Below are 19378 nucleotides of genomic sequence, written 5' to 3'. Positions count from 1 at the left end.
AGCGAAACCGCCTTACTCGCCGGCGAACGAAGGCTGGTATGACCGTCGTGGGTATCGACGACACCGACTCCCGCGAGCGCGGGATGTGTACGACCTACGCGGCCGCCCGCCTCCGCGAGCAGGTGGGGGGCCGGTGTCTCCTCGTCCGGCTGAATCCGGCCGTCCCGTACAAGACCCGCGGCAACGCCGCCCTCGCCGTCGTCACCGACGCCGACCCCGAGACGGCATTCGATGCCGCCCGCGACCTCGTCGAGTCCGACGCCGAAACCGACGACGACCGGACGAACCCCGGCGTCGTCGTCGCGCCTGAATCGCCCGGGGACGTATCCGCCGACATCGCGGACTGGACCGACCGTGCGATGCGTGAACTGCTCTCGCCCGAGACGGCCCGCGACATCTGTGCCCGCCACGGCTACCGGACGGCCGGCTGGGAGACCGAACAGGGCCTCGTCGGCGCGCTCGCGGCCGTCGGTGCCGAACGGGCGTGGAAGCGGTCGCGAGTCGACACCAGCTACGAGACCATCAGCTACCGCGAGCGGGACCGCTGGGGCACCGACCGCCGCGTCGACGCCGAGTCGCTGTTCGCGGCGGCCGACGCCCACTACCCGACGGTGTGGGACACCGTCGACCGGACCACGGGCGACCTCGTCGCAGTCCCGCACACTCCGGGGCCGGTGCTCCACGCGATTCGCGGCGACGACCCCGACGCGACCCGCGAGTGTGCCCGTGCAATCGACTCCGAGACCATCGAGCGCCGGTGCACCTTCGAGACGAACCAGGGGACCGACGCGCATCTCGCGCCGGCCGCCCTCGGCGACGCGCGCGACGGCCGGAGCTACCGGCTCGACGCCACCGTTTCGACTGCACCCGACACCCGAGAGGGTGGCCACGTCTTCCTCGAACTCGCCGACGGCGAGGCGCGGCTCGACGCCGCCGCGTTCGCCCCGACGGGCCGCTTCCGCGACCGCGTGCGTGCGCTCCGGGTCGGTGACGACGTGACCGTCTGTGGCGAGGTGACGGACGGGACCGTGAAACTGGAGAAGGTCGCGGTGCGTTCGCTCCGGGAGACGGAGCGCGTGACGCCCGAGTGCCCCGACTGTGGTCGCCGGATGGAGTCCGCCGGCCGCGGGCAGGGGTACCGGTGTCGGGGAAACTGTGGAACGACGGCCCCCGGGAAGGTGGAGCGAGAGATGGAGCGCGATGTCGCGGTCGGCTGGTACGAGGTTCCGCCACACGCGAGACGCCACGTCGCGCGACCGCTGATTCGGGGCGGATTTGACGGCCCCGTGCATCCGGAGTCGTAGGGGTGGTGTCGACGCTGAGAGAGCAGTGTCGAAGCCCACGGCGTCGGTAGAAGGCTACGCGGCAGAACGACCCAGCATCACAGCCGCGCCGAAATCGTCGCCGCAGTCGACGGACCGACACCCTCCACGTCCCCGAGTTCCGACTCGCTCGCGGCGCGGACCCCTTCGACGCTCCCGAACCGACGGAGCAGTCGCTTCCGGAGTTGCGGGCCGACGCCCGGCAGGTCATCGAGCGTGGTCGACACCTCGTCGCGGACCTGCTGGTGGTAGGCGACGGCGAACCGGTGGGCCTCGTCGCGCACGCGTTGGAGGAGCCGCAGGTGGTCGGCGTCCGATGCCCAGTCGTAAGTGCGGTCGGGCGTGATAACGAGTTCCTCGTCCTTCGCGAGCGCGATGGCGGGCACGGCCCACCCCACCGCGTCGAGGGCCTCGCGCGCGGCGTCCAGTTGTCCCTCGCCCCCGTCGATGAGCAAGAGGTCCGGGTCGGGTCGGTCGTCGCGGCCCTCGACGGCACGCTCGGCGCGCCACCGGAGCAGTCGGCGCATGTTGGCGTAGTCGTCGTTCTCGTCGGTGAGCTTCTTGCGCCGGTAGTCGGACTTCTCGGCGTCGCCGTCGAGGAAACACACGTCCGAGCCGACGACCGCCTTCCCCTGTGCGTGGCTCACGTCGAACCCCTCGATGCGGTCGGCGGCGTCGATACCGAGCGCGTCGGCCAGTCGGGCACACTCGTCGCGGCGGCCGGTCTGTCGGCGCGCGTTCTTGAGCGCGAGGTCGACGAGCGTCGCCTCACGGCCCGCGCCCGGCACGCGCACGTCGGTGCCCTCGCGTTCCAGCCACGCGAGCACGTCCTCGTCGTCGGGGCGCTCGGGAAGCAAGAGTGCGTCGGGCAAGTCTCGCTCGGCGAAGAACTGCGGGAGAAACGCCGACAGCAGGGGCGCGACCTCGCGCACCTCGCTGGCGGCGACCCGGTGGCGCTCGCGGTCCACCAGTTTGCCCCGCTCGCTGACGAGTCGCGCGACGGTGGCGTCGCTTCCCTCGATGCTCACGCCCAATACGGCGACCCGTTCTTCCGGCGCGTCGCCCTGTATCGCCGCCGCGCCGCCCTCGTGGAACGACTCGACGACCGAGAGGCGGTCGCGGAGGTTCGCCGCGCGCTCGAACTCCTGGTCGCTCGCGGCCGTCTGCATCGCCTGCTCCATCGGGTCGGCGAGCACGCCCGTTTCGCCGTTCAGGAACCGGCGCACGGCGTCCACGTCGGTGAGATACGACTCGGCGTCGATTTCGCCCACGCAGGGGGCGGTACAGATACCGACCTCGTAGTCGAGACACGGGCGGTCGCGGCCGTCGAACTTGTAATCGGAACAGCCGCGGACGCCGAACGTCTCGCGCAGCGCCTTCACGACGGTCTCGACCCGGCCCTTGTTCGTGTAGGGGCCGAAGACGGTCGCGGCGTCGTCGGGGTCGCGCGTCACCTCGATGCGCGGGAACTCGTGGTCCGTGAGTTGGACGAGCGGGTAGGACTTGTCGTCTTTCAGCCGGACGTTGTACTTCGGCTGGAACCGCTTGATGAGATTCGCCTCCAACAGGAGCGCCTGCGTTTCCGTCTCCGTGACGGAGAAGTCGATGCGCTCGGCGCGGTCGACCATCCGGCGGATGCGCTCGCCCCGCGGGTCACCGTAGGAGCGAACGCGGTCGCGCAGGTCGACGGCCTTCCCGACGTACAGGACCGCGTCGCCGCGCTCGAACTGGTAGACGCCGGGCTTGTCGGGGAGGTCGCCCGCCCGCTCGCGCACGGCGTCGGTGTTCACAGTCGTCGTAGGGGGCTGGCGGCTTTCAGCGTGTCGCGACCGGTAGGGTGAACTGTCGGGGCGCGCGAGCGTGGGCATGGTCCAGTGTTGGCTCGTCGAACGGGACTACGGCTCGCGGAATCTCATCACGCTCGTCTACGCGACCCCGGACGGCGAGCGCGTCAACCGCAAGGAGGTGCCGATAACCGCGATTCGCAACGGTGCCCTGACCGTGACCGCCGCCAAGGACGTGGACGAGACCGACCTCTCGGCCGCGGACGACCCCGAACGCTACCGACAGGAGGTCGAGCGCGTCCGGAGCGACCACGACCCCGACGACGAGCTGTGACACGGAAGTGGATAGCTTACGCTCGATAGAGACCGTAACCCCCATAGTTGCACAACGACGCATAGCTGCATGAACCGTGCAGAGAAGGCCGCCCTGCAGCTGCAGGCGGTCGACGTGTTGCGGACACTGAAAGAGACCCGAACGTACGACGAACTCGCCGCCGAGACCGGGCTTCCGGCGGGCGATCTGAATCGCTACGTCAACGGGCACGTCCTGCCGGGCGTCGAGCGCGCCGAAGCCGTCGTGGGGAGCGTCGGCCGGGACACGCTCGAAGCCGAACTCGAAGCGCGCATCCGACACGACGACGACGGCTACATCGACAACTCCCGGGTCGTCTTCGACCAGTCGCTGCTCGAACTCGTCGCCCCCGTCGCGGGCGAGACGTTCGACTTCGAGACGCCGGACGTGGTCCTGACGGCCGCGACGGACGGAATCACGCTCGCTGCGGCGATGGCCGCCCACTTCGGGGCGACCGTCGCCTACGCGAAGAAGTCGAAAGAGACTGCCGTCGAGGAGTTCATCGAGTCGCGCCAGCGGCTCGATTCGGGTATCGAACTCACCTACTATCTCCCGTCTCGTGCCATCGACGCCGGCGACAGCGTGCTCGTCGTCGACGACCTCATCCGATCGGGCGAGACCCAGGAACTCCTGCTCGATATCACCGAGCGCGCCGGCGCTGACGTGTCGGGCGTGTTCGCGCTCATCGCGGCCGGCGAGGAGGGAATCGACCGCGCGAAGGCGCGCGTCGATGCGCCGGTCGGCGCACTCACCCACCTGTAACTCCCTGTAACGCGCTACCGCAGCTCACACCACGTTTCTGCATACTTCGGTTGTCTGGAAAGCAATTCTTAACACACTCCTGCGTGCATCTGTGGGCACATGGGTCTTACAGAGTCGTTGAGCGAGTACTTCGGCTTCGACGAACACGACACGAACCTCCGGACGGAGGTGTTGGCCGGATTCACCACGTTCCTGACGATGAGCTACATCGTCGTTGTGAACCCGTCCATCCTCTCGGACGCCATCACCATCGAGGGCGTCTCCGAGACGCGCACCTTCCAGATGATCGCGGTCGTGACGCTCATCGCGGCGGCGGTCGCGACGCTCACGATGGCGCTGTACGCGAACCGGCCCTTCGGGCAAGCGCCCGGTCTCGGCCTGAACGCCTTCTTCGCGTACACGGTCGTCCTCGGGTTGGGAATCCCGTGGGAGACGGCACTCGCGGCGGTCGTCGTCGAGGGCGTCGTCTTCATGCTCCTGACCGCGATTGGCGCACGCGAGGCCGTCATCCGGCTGTTTCCGGAGCCGGTCAAGCTCTCCGTCGGTGCGGGTATCGGGCTGTTTCTCGCCTTGCTCGGCTTAGAGGAGATGCACGTCGTCGCGGGTGACCCGGTGACGTTCCTCACGTTCAGTCCCGTGCTGGCGACCGACCCCGTGGCCGTGTTGTCGGTGCTCGGTCTGTTCTTAACGCTCGCGCTGTACGCGCGTGGCGTTCGCGGCTCCATCATCATCGGCGTCCTCGCGACCTCCGTAGCCGGCTACGCGGCGAAGGCCGCCGGGTTCACCGGCACCGCGGCCGTCGAGGCAGCGAGCGCGGCGGGCGCGTCGCTGAAGACGCCGATTCCCGTCGCGCCGAACGTCCCCATCGTCTACGAGGCGTCGAGCTACAACATCGCGCCGCTTGCCGGTGCGTTCATCGAGGGACTCCAGCAGGTCCAGCCGCTCTCGTTTGCACTCATCGTCTTCACGTTCTTCTTCGTGGACTTCTTCGACACCGCCGGCACCCTCGTCGGCGTCTCCCAGAACGCCGGCTTCCTCGACGAGGACGGCAACCTCCCGGAGATGGACAAGCCGCTGATGGCCGACGCGGTCGGCACCACCGTCGGCGGGATGCTCGGCACCTCCACCGTGACGACGTACATCGAATCCGCCACCGGCGTCGAGGAGGGCGGCCGCACCGGGATGACGGCGCTCGTCGTCGGGCTGTTGTTCCTCGCGTCGCTGGCGCTCGTCCCGCTGGCGGCGGCCGTGCCGACGTACGCCTCCCACCTCGTGCTCGTCGTCGTCGGCGTCCTGATGTTGCGCAACGTCGCCGAAATCGCGTGGGACGACATCACCTACGCGATTCCGGCCGGACTGACCGTGCTCGTGATGCCGTTCACCTTCTCCATCGCGTACGGTATCGCGGCGGGAATCGTCTCGTACCCGCTGGTGAAGCTGGCGGCCGGTCGCCGCAGCGAAGTCTCGACCGGACAGTGGATACTCGCGCTCGCCTTCTTCGCGTACTTCCTCGTCCGCACCGGCGGCATCCTCGGCAGCGTCGCCGGGTAATCCGTCGGCTATCAGTAAGTTAATGCGGGCGTGGGTCCCGATTTTCGAGCATGACGACGCTCGGAACCGCGACGGCCGCCCCCGGTGAGCGGGCCACGGGTCGGCTCACCGTCGGTGAGGCTCGCGACGGCTCCGAGGTCGCGCTCCCGGTCTGTGTCATCAACGGTGAGCGCGACGGCAAGACGCTGTACGTGCAGGCGGTCTCGGACGGCGACGAACTCAACGGCCTCGGAGTCGTCCGACGGCTGGTCCCCCGGCTCGACCCCGCCGACATCGCCGGCGAAATCCTCATCGTCGGCATCGTGAACTGGTACGGCTTCCAGGTCGCAGAACACCGCAATCCGATCGACGACACGAAGACGAACCGCGCGTACCCCGGCAACGAGACGGGAACGACGACGGAACGCATCGCACACGCCACCTTCTCGGCGGGCGTCGGTGCCGACATCGCCATCGACCTCCACCAGGGGTCGACCAGCCAGATGATAAACGAGGTGCGGGTGCGGTGCGGTCGCCGCCACCGACTCCACCGGGAGTGTCTCGACCTCGCGAAGACGTTCGACTGTGGTCACATCCTCGACCAGCGCGGGCCGAGCGGCCAACTCGCCCGAGCGCTCCCCGACGAGGGCGTCCCGACCATCGACCCCGAACTCGGCGGGGCAGTCGGCTGGGACGAGGAGTCGATTCGCTACGGCGTCCGCGGGACGATGAACGTGCTCACCGACTACGGCTTCCTCGACGGGACGGTCGAAGAGTCGGAACAGACCCGCGCCAGCGGCTTCGACCAGTACGGCTCGCCCGCGGGCGGACTCGTGGATTTCTACCCCGAACTCGGCGACGACGTGAGCCGCGGCGACACGCTGTTCGAGATCACCGACGTGTTCGGGAGCGTCAAGGAGACGATCACGGCAGACAGCAGCGGTATCTTCTGGCGTGCCCGCCGGCTCCCGCAGGTCGCACAGGGCGAGTACGTCTGCTCGGTCGGGACCGGCGTCGACTCGTACTAACTGGCCGACGACAGCGTACCGACACCACCAAACCGCTGGTGGCCCTGCCGTTCGTATGCTCGTCTGTTCCGTCTGTGGCGACCGCTACGACCGCTACGGCGCGGCGTGGCGGTGTGACTGCGGCGGTCCCCTCGACTTCGCCGACCAGCCGCTCCCGAAGTCTGGCCCCGATATCGACCCGACGCGCGGACTGTGGGCCTTCGAGTCGTTTCTCCCGACCGGTCCCGCAGTCACGCTCGGCGAAGGGTTCACCCCCCTGACCGAGAGCACGGAGTGGGACTGTGCGTTCAAGCTGGAGTACGTGTGTCCGACCGGGTCGTTCAAAGACCGGGGCGCGACGACGACGCTCTCGCTCGCGGCCGAGCAGGGCGTCGACCGCGTCGTCGAGGACTCCTCGGGGAACGCGGGCGCGGCCATCGCCACCTACGCCGCCCGCGCGGGTATCGACGCCAGCATCTACGTTCCGGCGTCGGTGAAGGCCTCGAAGCTCCGGGCTATCGAGCGTGCCGGCGCGGAGGTCGTTCGCGTCGAGGGGACGCGCGGCGACGTGACCGACGCCTGTGTCGACGCCGTCGAGTCGGGGGCAGAGTGGTACGCGAGCCACGCGTGGAATCCGGCCTTCTTCGCCGGTACCGCGACGTTCGCCTACGAGGTCGCCGCCCAGCGCGGCTGGGACGTGCCCGACGCCGTCGTCACGCCGCTGGGGCACGGGACGCTTTTCCTCGGCGCGTACCGCGGCTTCCGCGCCCTGCAGCGCGCCGGCTGGACCGATTCGATGCCCAGACTGCTGGGCGCACAGGCCGCCGGCTACGCCCCCGTCGCCGACGAGATTCACGGCCCGAGCGACGCAGAAAACGACGTGGCCGACGGCATCCAGATTCGCGACCCCGCCCGCGAGGCGCAGATTCACGAGGCCATCGAGGCGACCGACGGCGACGCGATTGCCCTCTCGAAATCGCGCGTGAGCGAGACGCTGGACTCGCTCCACGCCGCCGGCTTCTACACGGAGCCGACGTGTGCTGTCGCACCGGCGGCGCTCGAACTGTACCGTGCACGCGGCGTCGTCTCCCCCGACGACGACGTGGTCGTCCCCCTCACGGGAAGCGGGCTGAAACAGTGACCACACGAAGGACGATACGCTCGACGGTGGACGTAGCCCTTTTGCCGTTCAACACCCCAACGAAGACAATGACCGACGAGCACGACGACCATCAGTTCTCGGAAGGTGAGGGATTCGACGACCCCTACGAGGGGTTCGACCTCGACCCGCCCGAACTCAGCGTCGACCCCGGGCAGGTGGACCCGGTCGACTCACGCGTCATCGCCGACACGCTCGACCGTCGCCAGACGGTCGCCGAAGACGTCGACGCGGACGAACTCATCGACGTGGGCCTCTCGTACATGGGGATTCAGCGGTACGAGCAGGCGGTCGACACCTTCGACCGCGCGGCCCAGTTCACCGACGACGACTCGGTTCGACAGGAAGCGTGGGTGAATAAGGGGGCCGCCCACGCCGAACTCGAAGAGTGGGAGGCGGCCATCGACTCCTACCGCGAGGCGCTGTACATCGACGCCGAGGGGGAACACGCGGCGGCCGCGGAGACGAATCTCGCGTACGCGCTCTGGGAGGACGGCCGCACGGAACAGGCGCTCGAACACGCCGAAAACGCCGTCCAACTGGATTCGCGAAACCCGCAGGCGTGGTACAACCGCGGCTTCTTCCTGCTGGAACGCGGGCTGGCCGAGGAGGCGGTCAACGCCTTCGAGAACGCCCAGCGGCTCGGCTTCCGGTCGCCGGAGCTGCTCGAGGAGCTCGCGCGCGCCTACGAGAAGACCGGCCAGGAGGAGCGCGCCGAGGAGTTGGTCGACGAAGCGGAGGAGGTGCGCCAGCAGCGTGAGGAGGAGATGGTGCGGTGAGCATGTTACTCGTCGAGCGGGAGACGCCCGAAGGCGTGCTGGTGTCCGTCTGTGATGCGGAGGACCTCGGCGAGACCTTCGAGACGGGAGAGGCGTCGATCACCGTCGACCCCGACTTCTACGACGGCGAGCCGGCCGACGAGAGCGAGGTGACGGCGGCGCTCGCCCGGTGTACGGTGGCGAATCTCGTCGGCACGCGGACGGTCGAGGTGGCCATCGAGGCCGGCTACGTCGCCGAGGAGAACGTCTTGGAGTTCGAGGGGAGCCGCCACGCCCAGTATCTCCAGCTGTAGTCGGCGATTATTTGTTATCTCCGTGAGTAATCATGCCAATGGCCGCGCTCACCCCCCAGACGTATCTCGCTGCCATCATCGCGGCGTATCTCATCTCGGCCGGGGTTGCGGTACACATCACGCAGTACGCACTCCGGTACGGCGAGCGGTCGATTTCCGTCCCGTTCGGCGTCGGCACGGGAGCGCTGGCGGTGTGGGCAATCGGGAACGCGCTCCGCGTAGTCGCGTCCTCGCCGGACCTGTGGTACGTGGCGACCGCAATCGCGTACGTCGGTATCGTTACCGCACCGATTGCGTTTCTCGTCTTCGCGCTTCGATACGCCGGCTACGACATCAGTCACCGCGGAGTCGCGGTGTTGTCGCTGCCGGCCGTCGCGCTGTATCTGCTCGTCGTCACCGACCCGGTTCACGGACTCTACTACAGCGACCTCGGACTGACGCCGATGGGGCCGATAGCGGTGTACAACGCCTCTCGGGGGGCGCTGTTTTGGGTAACTGTCGCCGAGTCGTACCTGCCGCTGGCGGTCGGAAGCGGACTCATTCTGTACAACACCGCCGAGCGGTCGGAGCTGTACCACCGACAGTCGCTGTTGCTCGTCGTGGGGGTTCTCATCCCGTGGGCCGTGAACGCGCTCCATCTCGTCGGCGTGATTCCCCTCCCGGTCGACCCCACGCCCGTCTCCTTCACGGCCGGCTTGGCGCTCACCGCGGTGGGGGTCTTCCGGAGTCACCTCGTCGATATCGTCCCGGTCGCGCGCGACCGGGTCGTGGAGGCCATCACCGACCCCGTGGTCGTCGTCGACGACGGCGACCGCATCGGACTGTAACGCGGCCGCGCGGGTGTTGTTCGACGACGACCCTATCGGGACCCCAATCGAGACGGCGCTGCCCCCGTCGCTCGTCGGGGCCGGCGACGAGCCGACCCGCGTCGAACTCGACGACGGGGTCCGGTGGCTCCGGCCCGACGAGATGCCGCTCGAAGACGGGAGCCGCGTGATTCTCTTCTCGGACCTGACCGAAGAGCGGCGGGCCAACGAGCGGTTCGCAGAGCAGAATCGCCGGCTGGAGGAGTTCGCCGCCGTCGCCGCCCACGACCTCCGGAACCCGCTCAACATCCTCGAAGGGTACATCGACCTCGCGCGCGAGGAGGAGGACGTGTCGTATCTGGCCGAGACGGACGAGCCGCTCGAACGCGCCCGCCTCGTCGTGCAGGATTTGCTCGCGCTCGGGCGGAACATGGATATCGTCACCGAGCCGGAGCCGGTCGAGTTCGACCCGCTGGTGGAGTCGGTCGTCGAGCGCGTGGCCGACGATGAGACGCTGGCCCACGACCCCGTCGGGACGGTCGTCGCCTCGCCGTCTCGGCTCGAACGCCTGCTTGAGAACCTCGTCGAGAACGTCCGCGACCACGGCGGCGACCGCATCGAAATCGGTCCCCGCCCCGGCGGCTTCTACGTCGCCGACGACGGTCCCGGCATCCCCGAGTCCGACCGCGAGTCGGTGTTCGAGTACGACTACTCGACACACCGGGAGGGGCCGGGACTCGGCCTTCCGCTCGTCGCCTCCATCGCTGCGGCTCACGGCTGGGAGGTCGAAGTGCACGAGCGCGACGACGGCGGCGCACGCGTCGAGGTGACGGGCGTCGAGATGCCACAGACGGCGGTCACGCAGGCGAACTGAATCGCTCGCCGTAGCGCGCGAAGATGAGGACGCCGACCAGTCCGACGGCCGTCGCGGCCCCGAAGGCGACGGTCGGCGAACGCGCGTACAGGAGACCGCCGACGAGCGCCGACGGGATTGTCAGGGTGTTCCGGACGAGGTAGTAGCTCCCCGTCGTTCGACCGGCGGCGTCGCGCTCGGTCGGCCCCGCGATGAGTGCTTTGTGTGCCGGCAGGCCGGCGAAGCGAAGCCCGGAAAACGCAAACAGGAGGACGAACAACCCCGCCGGCGGAATCCGGGTTCCGGCGACGGCGAGTCCGTCCGTCGGCGCGAACACGAGCAGCGCCGGAAACAGCGCGTAGACGAGAAAGCCGAGCCCGACGGCCGACTTCAGCCCGGCGCGGTCGGCCAACCGGGAGGCGGGGAGCATACTCACGACCGCGACCGCCATCTCGACGGCGAGCAGGACACCGAAGAAGGCCGCCGGCGACAGCGACCCGACCACCGGTATCGCGACCGGACCGGCGAGTGCGGCCTCGACGTAGACGACAAAGAAGACGTACACCATCCCGTTGGCGAAGCGGACGAGCGTGTCGGCCGCGAGCAGCGGCGGCAGTTCCGAGGGAAGCGAGCGAAGGTCGGCGAGGACGGTCCCGACGCCGGCAAACGAGTCGCCCAGCGAGTCGGCCGACGCGTCGTACAGGAGATGCTGGACGAGCGTGCCGACGAGCGCGAACGCGGCCGCGCCGGCGAGCACGACCCGGAAGCCGCGCTCGAACTCGAAGACGGACAACGCGGCGGCGACGAGTAAGGGTCCGAGCAGGAAGGCGAGCCGGCGCAGGGTCTCGGGGGCCGCGAAGCCGGCCGCGAGCTCGCCGGGCGCGCTCGCCTGTCGGACCACGGCGAACGTCGCACCAAGCCCGAACGACTTCCAACACTGGACGAGGAACAGCCCGACGAACAGCAGGACGGGCATCGTCAGCGAGGGCACGGCGACGGGACCGAGCGCGAGGGCGGGGGTCACGAGCGGCGGAATCGCGCCGGCGACCGCCCACAGCCCGAACCCGACCGCGGAGAGCAGGCCGAACAGCGTGAGCGCGCGCCGCGAGCCGATGCGGTCGCTGACGACGCCACCCGGATACGGGTACACCGCCGAGATGAGGTTGCCGAGCGAGCCGAACAGCCCGACGACGACCGGACCGGCACCCAGCGCGTACAGATACGCGGCCATGTACTGGTTCGTCCCCTGATAGCCGAGCGAGAAGGCGAACATCGCGAGCGAGAGCACGAGCACGTCGCGTTCGAGGGCGAGAAACTGGCGGGCGGCCGCGAACACGCCCGTCTCGACCGTGACCCGGTCGTCGGTATCGCTCATACGAACCCCTCGGGCGGGGAGCTACTGGCTTTTACCCCGGAACTATGAGTGTGGCAGTCCGAATACGGGTATGGATTACGACCGGCTCATCGAACCATCACAACGGGGGATACATCTCGCCGAAATCGCCACCGCGTACATCCTGATGGGGTTGTTCATCGTCGGCGTCGGCGACCTGCTCATCCGCATCGCGGAGGCCGCCTACGACTCAATCCAGCCGGGGCCACCGGCCGGAATCGCCGACCCGGTGGTCGTCGTCGGCTTCATCGACACCGCCTTACTGCTGTTCATCATCGTCGAAATCTACCAGACGGTCGTCGCCTACACCCGCGAGGAGGATGTCGTCCGTATCGTCATCATCGCGGCGCTCATCGCCGTCTCCCGGAAGATAATCAGCTTCCGGCCCGGCGAGGTTATCGGCACCGACGATCTGATGTTCGCCGGTACGTTCTCCATCCTGCTTTTGGTACTGACGCTCGCGCTCTACGTGCTCCGGACGACCGACGACGACGGCGACAAGGAGCCACCGTAAGCGAACGTGGCAGCGTAATTCGCTGGCGTCGTCAGCTATGTCCCGGATAATCCCGCTCGAACCGGTTTTCGATCTCGTCGCGACCCACCTCGATAACGACGGGTCGGCCGTGCGGGCAAGCGTAGGGGTTCTCACAGTCGTCAAGCGCGGTAAGCAACTCCGTCACCGTCCCCTCCGTGAGGGAGGTGTTCCCCTTGATTGAGGGGTAACAGGCGAGGTCGCCGAGCAGGTCGTCGACGGCTCGCTCGACGGTGCGCTCGGGGTCGCCGTCGGCGAAGTCGTCGATGAGCGACCGGACGAGCTCTGGACCCGAGACGTCGGCCAACAGCGCGGGCACCGTCGAGACCCGCAGGGTCCGCTCGTCCGCGAGCGCCGTCGTGAATCCCAACTGCGCGAGCACGTCGCCCGCCGGCTCCGCGAGCGCCGCCTCCTTCGCCGTCAGGGAGAGTTCGACCGGCTCCGCGAGCGTCTGTGTCACCACCTCACCCGAGAACCCTTCGCGCAGGCGCTCGAAGTTCACCCGCTCGTCGGCAGCGTGTTGATCCACGAGCACGAGTCCGTCGTCGGTCTCCGCGACGACGTAGGTGTCGTGCAACTGTCCGAGCACGCGCATCGACGGAAGTCGGTCGAACTCGGGGGCGGCGTCGCTCCCGTCGACCGTCGTCTGGGTCGCCGGCTCGCGGAACCGGCGGTCGGCCGACTCGCGCGATTCGGTCGTGGGGTCTGCGCCGTCCGTCGATTCGGCGTGCCACGCCGGAGTGGCGTCGTCGGTCCTCTCCGAGGACGCCGACTCGCTCGATGGCGAGTCACTCGGACTCGGCTGTCGCGTCCCCGAATCGGGAGCCGTCGTGTCGGTGTCACCGGCAGGCGTGGTGTCGACGTCCGAGGTGTCGCGGTCGTCGCGCTCGCCCGGCGAAATCTCCGTCTGGGCGGCCTTCGACCGGCCGCGAGGGGCGCTCGTTCGGAGTAAGCCGGCATCGAGCAGGGCCGACTCCACCGCGTCGCGCACCTGCCGGGCCATTCCGTCCTCGTCGGCAAATCGGACTTCGAGCTTTCGGGGGTGGACGTTCACGTCGACGGTCGCCGGGTCCACGTCGAGGTCGATGACGGCGAATGGGTAGCGGTCGCCGGCGAGCTGGCGGTCGTACGCCTCGACGACGGCGTCCCGGACCGCGGTGGCCGTCACCCACCGCCCGTTGACGAAGACGTTGACGTACTCGCGGGTCGCGCGGTTCGTCTCCGGGTGCGAGACGAGTCCACCCACGTCGGCGAGCGGGCCGGGCTCGTCGGTGCCGTCGACGGGAACCATGTTCGCGGCCACGTCGCGGCCGTAGACGGCCATAATCGCGGAGCGGCGGTCACCCCGTCCCTCGGTGGCGAACGTCTCGCGGTCGTCGTGGGTGAGCGAGACGGCGATGTCGGCGTTCGCGAGCGCGTAGCCCGAGACGACGCTGTTGACGTGGCTGAACTCCGTCGCCTCGCTCTTGAGGTATTTCCGGCGGGCGGGGACGTTGTAGAACAACTCTTCGACCACGACGGTCGTCCCCTCCGGACAGCCGACGGGCTCCTGTCGGACGATGTCGCCCCCCTCGACGCGGAGTTCTGCGCCCTTCGTCGCGCCCGGTTCGCGCGACCGGACGGTGAGCTTCGAGACGGCGCCGATGGCGTGGAGCGCCTCCCCCCGGAAGCCGAGGCTCGCGACGCCGGCTTCGAGGTCGTCGATGTCGCGAATCTTCGAGGTGGCGTGTTCCGTGACGGCGAGTTCGAGGTCGTCGGGCGACATGCCGGAGCCGTCGTCGCGCACCTCGATGCGGTCGGTGCCGCCGGCCGCGACGGTCACGTCGATGCGGCCCGCGCCGGCGTCGACGCTGTTCTCGACCAGTTCCTTGACGACGGAGGCGGGCCGCTCGACCACCTCGCCGGCGGCGATGCGGTCCACCGTCGCGTCGTCGAGCCGGCGGATATCGGTCATACGGGATAGCTGCAGCGCGCGGATATCAATCCCGCGGGAACGCTTGCCGTGTGATAGCGAAGCTCACAGCAAACTATACGCCAGCGATCAGAGCTGAGCGTGTGGCTCGACTGACCGATCACTACGAGCAGCTACGGGGCGGGGACGGGTGTGCGCGAGTGGCGTTCGGGGCCGGAGACCGACCGGCGTCGTGGCTCGCACGGAAGTTCGTCGCCGCAGACGGCATCGCGGGCGGACTGACGGACGAGGGGACGCTGGTGACGACTGGCGTCGGAATGACCGGGCCGCCACATCTCGGCACGCTCGGACAGCTACTCACCGTCGCGCAGTTACAGCAGGCTGGCGTCGATGTTCAGTTCGTGCTCGCCGACCTCGAACCGTACCACGGCGGTCACTCGCTGGCCGATGTCCGGCGACTGGCCGAGCGGTTCCGTGCGTTCGCGCAGGACTGCGGTATCGACTCCGAGGCTGGGCGGCTTCGCACGCAGGAGGAGGCCCGGGGCGTGATGCACACCGCACAGCTGCTCGCGCCGTACTACGACGGACACCACTGGAACGAGCTGGAGCCGACAGCATGGGAGACTCGGGTGCGAGAGGCGTACGAGCACTCCGGGGTCGAACCGTCGGGCGCGACCTCCGAGGCGGCAGCGACACACGGTGTCGTGTTGCACCTGGCGGATTTCGTGCATCCACTGCGCGAGGGGTACGACCGCGTCGTGCTGGCGCTCGGTGCGGACGAGCGTGAACTGCTCCCGGCGGCGCGGTCGTTGCTGGCAGCCACACCGGTGACGGGAGCGATTGCTGGAGTTCACGCGCGGATGATTACCGGACTGGGCGAGACGCCGAAGATGGGCCGCAGCCTCCCGGGGTCGGCGATTCACCTTGGAATGGACGAGTCGCGGATTCGCACGCGGCTCACGGAGCCGGAGACGGACGCCGACGAGCCGAGCGAGTCGCTGGTGTTTCAGGCGATGTGTCTCGCCTCGACCTACGACGGCGACCAGCTCGCCGAACTGGAACGGGCGTGTCGCGAGAACACGAAGCGATGGGAGCGAGCACGGGCGCGCTACGCTGACTTCGTCTGTGACCGCGCTCGGGCGTGGCAGGCTACTGCATAGCCGCCATGTGCGCGGTCGCCTCCTCGCGGGTCATCCCGCGGACGCCACAGATACAGGAGAACAGTTCGGGCTCGGGTGGGTCGACGCGTTCGCGGGACGACTCCACGAGGTCGCCCTCCTCGTAGGCGAAGCCGATGCGGACGCTGGCCTGGACGACCGACTCGATGCGGTGGTCGTCGTTCGGGTCGGGATTTCGAATCGCGGCCTCGTGGTCGGCCTGCATCGAGTCCTTCCACTCCTCCAGCGTCGCCTCGGGGTCGCGGTCGTCGGTCATCCGAACTTCCCGGTAATGTAGTCCTCGACGCGGTCGGAGCTCGGGTTCTGGAACACCTGCTCCGTGTCGCCAAATTCGACGAGTTCGCCGCCGGTCAGGAAGACGGCCGTCTTATCCGAAATCCGGGCGGCCTGTTGCATGTTGTGGGTGACGATGACGACCGTGTACTCCTCGGCGAGGTCCGCGATGAGGTCCTCGATCTTCGAGGTGGCGACCGGGTCGAGGGCGGAGGCCGGCTCGTCCATCAGGATGACCTCGGGGTCGGGCGCGATGGCGCGGGCGATACAGAGTCGCTGCTGTTGGCCGCCCGAGAGGTCGAGTCCCGATTCGTGGAGCTGGTCTTTCACTTCGTCCCACAGCGCCGCGCGGCGAAGCGACTCCTCGACGATCTCGTCGTAGTCGCCCTCGATGTCCTGGATGTTCAGCCCGTAGGCGACGTTCTCGTAGATGGACTTCGGGAACGGGTTCGGCGTCTGGAACACCATGCCGACGCGCCGACGGAGCGCGACCGGGTCCACGTCGTCGTCGTAGACGTTCTTCCCGCGGAGCAGGAGTTCACCGTCGACGCGGGCGGCGTCGATGCGGTCGTTTATCCGGTTGATACACCGGAGGAACGTGGATTTCCCGCAGCCGGAGGGACCGACCATGGCGGTGACCCGCCGTTCGGGGATCTCCATCGAGATGTCGTCGAGCGCCTGCACGTCGTCGTAGAACACGTCGATGTTGCGCGCCTCGACGATGGTGTCCGCCGGAGCGCGAGCAGTGTCGGTGCTGGCGGCGGCGTCGGCGACGTTCGTCTCGATGACGGACTCTGCGGTCGGGTCCGGCGAGTCCGAGTAGTCTGTCGAGTCGTCCATTGGTGTGTCGTTATTGCTCATTCTGATAGCGGTTTCGCAGCACGATTGCGAGTGAGTTCATCGCGAGCAGGACGCTCACGAGGACGACCACGCCGGCGGGGACGGCCTTCTGGTAGAACTCCGGTGAGCCGTAGAGGGTCGCCCACGCGTACACCTGCAGGGGCATGGCGCTGACCTTCGCCGACAGTTCGGCGGGGAGCGAGAAGACCACGTCGGGGGCACCAATCATGATGAGCGGCGCGGTCTCACCGATTGCGCGCCCGAGTGCGAGAATCGTCCCCGTCAGGATGCCGGGGAACGCGCGGGGCAAGACGACGTTCTTCACCGTCTGCCACCGGGTCGCGCCCATCCCGTAGGAGGCCTGTCGCATCTCCTCGGGGACGCTCCGAATCGCCTCTCGCGAGGAGATGATAATAATCGGGAGGATGAGCAGCGAGAGCGTCGCGCCGCCGACGAGGACGGTCCCGGTCGGCTGACCGGCGAAGCGAACGAACACGCCGAGTCCGAGCAGGCCGTAGACGACCGACGGGACGCCGGCGAGATTCGAGATGTTCACGTCGATGAGCCGGGTGATGCGGTTGTCCGGCGCGTACTCTTCCATATAAATCGCCGCGCCGACGCCGAACGGGAACGAGAGGACGATGACAGCGCCCATCAGGAGGATGGAGCCGCCGATAGCCGGGTAGAGACCCGCGTCCTCGGCGATGCGGCTGTGCGCGCTGGTGAGGAACTGCCAGTCGACCCACGACTGCGGGCCGGCGAAGCCGAGCAGTTCGACGGCGACGGCACCGACGAACGCCCCGCCGACCACGACCGCCGGGACCGCGAGCGCGAGGCGGTCCGTCTCCCAGCTGCGCCAGACGGCGAGACCGGCCGGGACGCCGATGACGGTCGCGAGCAGCAGCGACGGACCGGCGGAGATGCCGAGACTCGGAGCCGCGAGCGACGCCGCGACGCCGAGCGCGACGGTCAGGCCGAGCGCAGCGGTGCCGCCGCGACGGTCGGTGTAGCTCGCAACGTAGCTCCCGGCGAGCAGGCCGACGGGGAGAGAAACGGAGACGGCGAGCAACATCCAGTCGACGGGCAACACGGGAATCGAGCCGACGAGCGCGATGACGCTCGGGGCGACGGGTGCGAGTCCGACGACCCCGCCGAGGGGACCGGGAACCCCGGCGAGCGAGAGATACAAGAGGAGTGCGCCGAGTCCGACCGAGGTGCCCATCCCCGGCGAGAGGGTGCGGGAGACGAGCGCGAGCACGCCGGCCGGGAGCGCGAGCGCGAGCACGAAGCCGAACCACGCGATGGGCGAGACGATATCCACGAAGATGAGGACGACGCCGCCAGCGAACATCGTGGTGACGGCGAGCAGACCGACGATTGCGCCGCCGGCACGAAGCGAGTCGGGCGCGCGCAGGTAGAGATATCCGGAGACAGCGAGGGTCGGCAGGACAAACGAGAGGAAGAAGGTGAGATGCCAGCCGGGGTCGGCGGTGAGCGGCTGGATGGCGTCGACGGCGACGAACAACAGGAGGATGCCGAGCGCGACGACGCCGACGAGCGTGGCTGCGAGCAGCGCATACCGGAAGACGGTGCCGACCGTGCGGCTGACCTGTCCGAAGTCGTGTGTGCTCATTCAGTACTCCTCCCGGTAGCGTTGTGCGATGAAATCACTGATGACGTTCATTGCGAGCGTGATGGCGAACAGCGTGATGCCGATAGCGTAGAGGCTCCGGTAGGCCAGTCCCCCGCCGGTGATATCGCTCAACAGGAGCTTAATCATCGCGGCGGTCATCGGCAGCGCGCCTTCGAGATAGGAGGCCGGGTTCAGGACGTTGAGATACTGCGCCTGCGAGCCGGCGGCGACGGTGACGGCCATCGTTTCGCCGATGGCACGCGAGAGCGCGAGGATGAACGAGGAGACGATACCCGAGAGGGCGGCGGGGACGACGACCCCCGTCGCCACGTCGAACTTCGTCGCGCCCATCCCGTAGCCCGCCTGTCTGAGGTCCTCGGGGACGGCGGACATGGCGTCCTCGCTAATCGAGGCGACCATCGGGATAATCATGATACCGACGACGATGCTCGCCGAGGCGAGGTTGAACGCGCCCGTCTGCGGAAACACGCCCTGGATGACGGGCGTGATGTAGATGACGGCGAAGAAGCCGTAGACGACCGTCGGAATCCCGGCGAGGATTTCGAGGGCGGGCTTGAGCCGCGAGCGCGCCGCGGGGGTGGCGTACTCGCTGAGGTAAATTGCCGTGCCGACCCCGAGCGGGATGGCGACGATCGCCGAGCCGACGGTGATGAGTATCGTCGCGGAGACGAGCGCGAGCACGCCGAACTGCTCGGGCGGTTGCCACGCCGTCCTCAGGAAGAAGTCGGCCGCGTCGACGGTCTCGCCGGCGAAGCCGACCAGCGGCGCGGTCACGGAGAAGAAGCGGGCCGCTTCCGTCGCCAACAGCACGACGATACTGACGGTGGTGACGACGGAGACGGCCGCACAGATGAAAAAGAAGAGCCGCGGGAGCCGCTCTTGGGTCGTCCCCTCGACGTTGCGCGTCAATTCGTCGGTGATGTCGTCGGTACTCATTTAGCTATATAGG

The 19378-nt window shown here is 68.3% G+C and carries 19 protein-coding genes; 12 read left to right on the top strand and 7 right to left on the bottom strand.

What is annotated here, in order from left to right:
* Nucleotides 1-38 precede the first annotated feature (38 nt).
* Nucleotides 39-1304 carry a tRNA(Ile)(2)-agmatinylcytidine synthase gene (locus DM818_RS07320; RefSeq protein WP_153952504.1) on the top strand — a complete coding sequence of 422 codons (1266 nt, stop codon included), beginning with the start codon at nt 39-41 and terminating at the stop codon, nt 1302-1304.
* A gap of 77 nt (nt 1305-1381) precedes the next feature.
* Here DM818_RS07320 and DM818_RS07315 read toward each other — a convergent pair whose 3' ends face one another.
* Nucleotides 1382-3112: an excinuclease ABC subunit C gene (locus tag DM818_RS07315; protein WP_153952503.1), complete on the bottom strand. Its 1731-nt coding sequence runs from the start codon at nt 3110-3112 to the stop codon at nt 1382-1384.
* A 76-nt stretch (nt 3113-3188) separates the two neighbouring features.
* Between DM818_RS07315 and DM818_RS07310 the strand changes: the two genes are divergently transcribed.
* The 9 genes from DM818_RS07310 (at nt 3189) to DM818_RS07270 (ending at nt 10668) form a co-directional block, all read left to right on the top strand.
* Entirely contained in the window at nt 3189-3440 is a 252-nt protein-coding gene (locus DM818_RS07310; RefSeq protein WP_075937383.1) for a hypothetical protein, read from the top strand.
* Nucleotides 3441-3509: 69 nt separating this feature from the next.
* On the top strand, nt 3510-4220 hold the full coding sequence (locus DM818_RS07305) for a phosphoribosyltransferase family protein (protein ID WP_075937384.1): 711 nt from the start codon (nt 3510-3512) through the stop codon (nt 4218-4220).
* A 99-nt stretch (nt 4221-4319) separates the two neighbouring features.
* Nucleotides 4320-5771: an NCS2 family permease gene (locus tag DM818_RS07300; protein WP_075937385.1), complete on the top strand. Its 1452-nt coding sequence runs from the start codon at nt 4320-4322 to the stop codon at nt 5769-5771.
* 50 nt (nt 5772-5821) lie between these two features.
* Nucleotides 5822-6778, top strand: coding sequence for a succinylglutamate desuccinylase/aspartoacylase family protein (locus tag DM818_RS07295; RefSeq protein ID WP_075937386.1), 957 nt, complete (start codon nt 5822-5824; stop codon nt 6776-6778).
* A gap of 55 nt (nt 6779-6833) precedes the next feature.
* Nucleotides 6834-7898 carry a pyridoxal-phosphate dependent enzyme gene (locus tag DM818_RS07290; RefSeq protein WP_075937387.1) on the top strand — a complete coding sequence of 355 codons (1065 nt, stop codon included), beginning with the start codon at nt 6834-6836 and terminating at the stop codon, nt 7896-7898.
* Nucleotides 7899-7966: 68 nt separating this feature from the next.
* Nucleotides 7967-8695: a tetratricopeptide repeat protein gene (locus DM818_RS07285; protein ID WP_075937388.1), complete on the top strand. Its 729-nt coding sequence runs from the start codon at nt 7967-7969 to the stop codon at nt 8693-8695.
* A gap of 2 nt (nt 8696-8697) precedes the next feature.
* A complete protein-coding gene (locus DM818_RS07280) occupies nt 8698-8988 on the top strand; it encodes a DUF424 domain-containing protein (RefSeq protein ID WP_075937389.1) in 291 nt (96 codons plus the stop codon).
* Nucleotides 8989-9026: 38 nt separating this feature from the next.
* Entirely contained in the window at nt 9027-9815 is a 789-nt protein-coding gene (locus DM818_RS07275) for a histidine kinase N-terminal 7TM domain-containing protein (RefSeq protein WP_158601458.1), read from the top strand.
* Nucleotides 9816-9831: 16 nt separating this feature from the next.
* Nucleotides 9832-10668: a sensor histidine kinase gene (locus DM818_RS07270; protein WP_148040786.1), complete on the top strand. Its 837-nt coding sequence runs from the start codon at nt 9832-9834 to the stop codon at nt 10666-10668.
* On the opposite strand, the gene DM818_RS07265 is transcribed toward DM818_RS07270, so the two are convergent.
* The gene (locus tag DM818_RS07265) at nt 10652-12022 is read right to left on the bottom strand and encodes an MFS transporter (RefSeq protein ID WP_153952502.1); all 1371 of its coding nucleotides are present in this window, start codon (nt 12020-12022) and stop codon (nt 10652-10654) included. The two genes, DM818_RS07270 and DM818_RS07265, sit on opposite strands and share 17 nt — an antisense overlap.
* A 70-nt stretch (nt 12023-12092) precedes the next feature.
* On the opposite strand from DM818_RS07265, the gene DM818_RS07260 reads away from it, so the two are divergent.
* A complete protein-coding gene (locus DM818_RS07260; protein WP_153952501.1) occupies nt 12093-12554 on the top strand; it encodes a phosphate-starvation-inducible PsiE family protein in 462 nt (153 codons plus the stop codon).
* 31 nt (nt 12555-12585) lie between these two features.
* Here the strand turns inward: DM818_RS07260 and mutL are convergent, their stop codons facing one another.
* Nucleotides 12586-14526, bottom strand: coding sequence for a DNA mismatch repair endonuclease MutL (gene mutL / locus DM818_RS07255; RefSeq protein WP_153952500.1), 1941 nt, complete (start codon nt 14524-14526; stop codon nt 12586-12588).
* Nucleotides 14527-14627: 101 nt separating this feature from the next.
* Between mutL and DM818_RS07250 the strand changes: the two genes are divergently transcribed.
* A complete protein-coding gene (locus DM818_RS07250) occupies nt 14628-15644 on the top strand; it encodes a hypothetical protein (protein ID WP_123124540.1) in 1017 nt (338 codons plus the stop codon).
* On the opposite strand, the gene DM818_RS07245 is transcribed toward DM818_RS07250, so the two are convergent.
* The 4 genes from DM818_RS07245 to pstC are packed head-to-tail and all read right to left on the bottom strand — an operon-like array spanning nt 15634 to nt 19365.
* Complete coding sequence (locus DM818_RS07245; RefSeq protein ID WP_075937395.1) at nt 15634-15918, bottom strand: hypothetical protein; 285 nt, start codon at nt 15916-15918, stop codon at nt 15634-15636. The two genes, DM818_RS07250 and DM818_RS07245, sit on opposite strands and share 11 nt — an antisense overlap.
* Nucleotides 15915-16775, bottom strand: a complete 861-nt coding sequence (gene pstB / locus DM818_RS07240; RefSeq protein WP_394338846.1) for a phosphate ABC transporter ATP-binding protein PstB — start codon at nt 16773-16775, stop codon at nt 15915-15917. The genes DM818_RS07245 and pstB overlap by 4 nt, the downstream gene beginning before the upstream one ends.
* A 10-nt stretch (nt 16776-16785) precedes the next feature.
* Nucleotides 16786-18408 (bottom strand): phosphate ABC transporter permease PstA, encoded by a 1623-nt coding sequence (gene pstA, locus DM818_RS07235; protein WP_075937397.1) that lies wholly within the window; start codon nt 18406-18408, stop codon nt 16786-16788.
* Nucleotides 18409-19365 (bottom strand): phosphate ABC transporter permease subunit PstC, encoded by a 957-nt coding sequence (pstC, locus tag DM818_RS07230; protein ID WP_075937398.1) that lies wholly within the window; start codon nt 19363-19365, stop codon nt 18409-18411.
* Between the last annotated feature and the right edge of the window lie 13 nt (nt 19366-19378).

This window comes from Halosegnis longus (assembly GCF_009663395.1).
Lineage (GTDB): Archaea > Halobacteriota > Halobacteria > Halobacteriales > Haloarculaceae > Halosegnis > Halosegnis longus.
Note: the sequence above shows the minus strand (reverse complement) of the source record. Positions and strands in the feature narration are given on the sequence as shown.

What these genes read in the sequence shown, in the direction of transcription:
- DM818_RS07320 (WP_153952504.1), top strand. Translation starts at nt 39, where the DNA reads ATGACCGTCGTGGGTATCGACGACACCGACTCCCGCGAGCGCGGGATG.
- DM818_RS07310 (WP_075937383.1), top strand. Translation starts at nt 3,189, where the DNA reads ATGGTCCAGTGTTGGCTCGTCGAACGGGACTACGGCTCGCGGAATCTC.
- DM818_RS07305 (WP_075937384.1), top strand. Translation starts at nt 3,510, where the DNA reads ATGAACCGTGCAGAGAAGGCCGCCCTGCAGCTGCAGGCGGTCGACGTG.
- DM818_RS07300 (WP_075937385.1), top strand. Translation starts at nt 4,320, where the DNA reads ATGGGTCTTACAGAGTCGTTGAGCGAGTACTTCGGCTTCGACGAACAC.
- DM818_RS07295 (WP_075937386.1), top strand. Translation starts at nt 5,822, where the DNA reads ATGACGACGCTCGGAACCGCGACGGCCGCCCCCGGTGAGCGGGCCACG.
- DM818_RS07290 (WP_075937387.1), top strand. Translation starts at nt 6,834, where the DNA reads ATGCTCGTCTGTTCCGTCTGTGGCGACCGCTACGACCGCTACGGCGCG.
- DM818_RS07285 (WP_075937388.1), top strand. Translation starts at nt 7,967, where the DNA reads ATGACCGACGAGCACGACGACCATCAGTTCTCGGAAGGTGAGGGATTC.
- DM818_RS07280 (WP_075937389.1), top strand. Translation starts at nt 8,698, where the DNA reads ATGTTACTCGTCGAGCGGGAGACGCCCGAAGGCGTGCTGGTGTCCGTC.
- DM818_RS07275 (WP_158601458.1), top strand. Translation starts at nt 9,027, where the DNA reads ATGGCCGCGCTCACCCCCCAGACGTATCTCGCTGCCATCATCGCGGCG.
- DM818_RS07265 (WP_153952502.1), bottom strand. Translation starts at nt 12,022, where the DNA reads ATGAGCGATACCGACGACCGGGTCACGGTCGAGACGGGCGTGTTCGCG.
- DM818_RS07260 (WP_153952501.1), top strand. Translation starts at nt 12,093, where the DNA reads ATGGATTACGACCGGCTCATCGAACCATCACAACGGGGGATACATCTC.
- mutL (WP_153952500.1), bottom strand. Translation starts at nt 14,526, where the DNA reads ATGACCGATATCCGCCGGCTCGACGACGCGACGGTGGACCGCATCGCC.
- DM818_RS07245 (WP_075937395.1), bottom strand. Translation starts at nt 15,918, where the DNA reads ATGACCGACGACCGCGACCCCGAGGCGACGCTGGAGGAGTGGAAGGAC.
- pstB (WP_394338846.1), bottom strand. Translation starts at nt 16,775, where the DNA reads ATGGACGACTCGACAGACTACTCGGACTCGCCGGACCCGACCGCAGAG.
- pstA (WP_075937397.1), bottom strand. Translation starts at nt 18,408, where the DNA reads ATGAGCACACACGACTTCGGACAGGTCAGCCGCACGGTCGGCACCGTC.
- pstC (WP_075937398.1), bottom strand. Translation starts at nt 19,365, where the DNA reads ATGAGTACCGACGACATCACCGACGAATTGACGCGCAACGTCGAGGGG.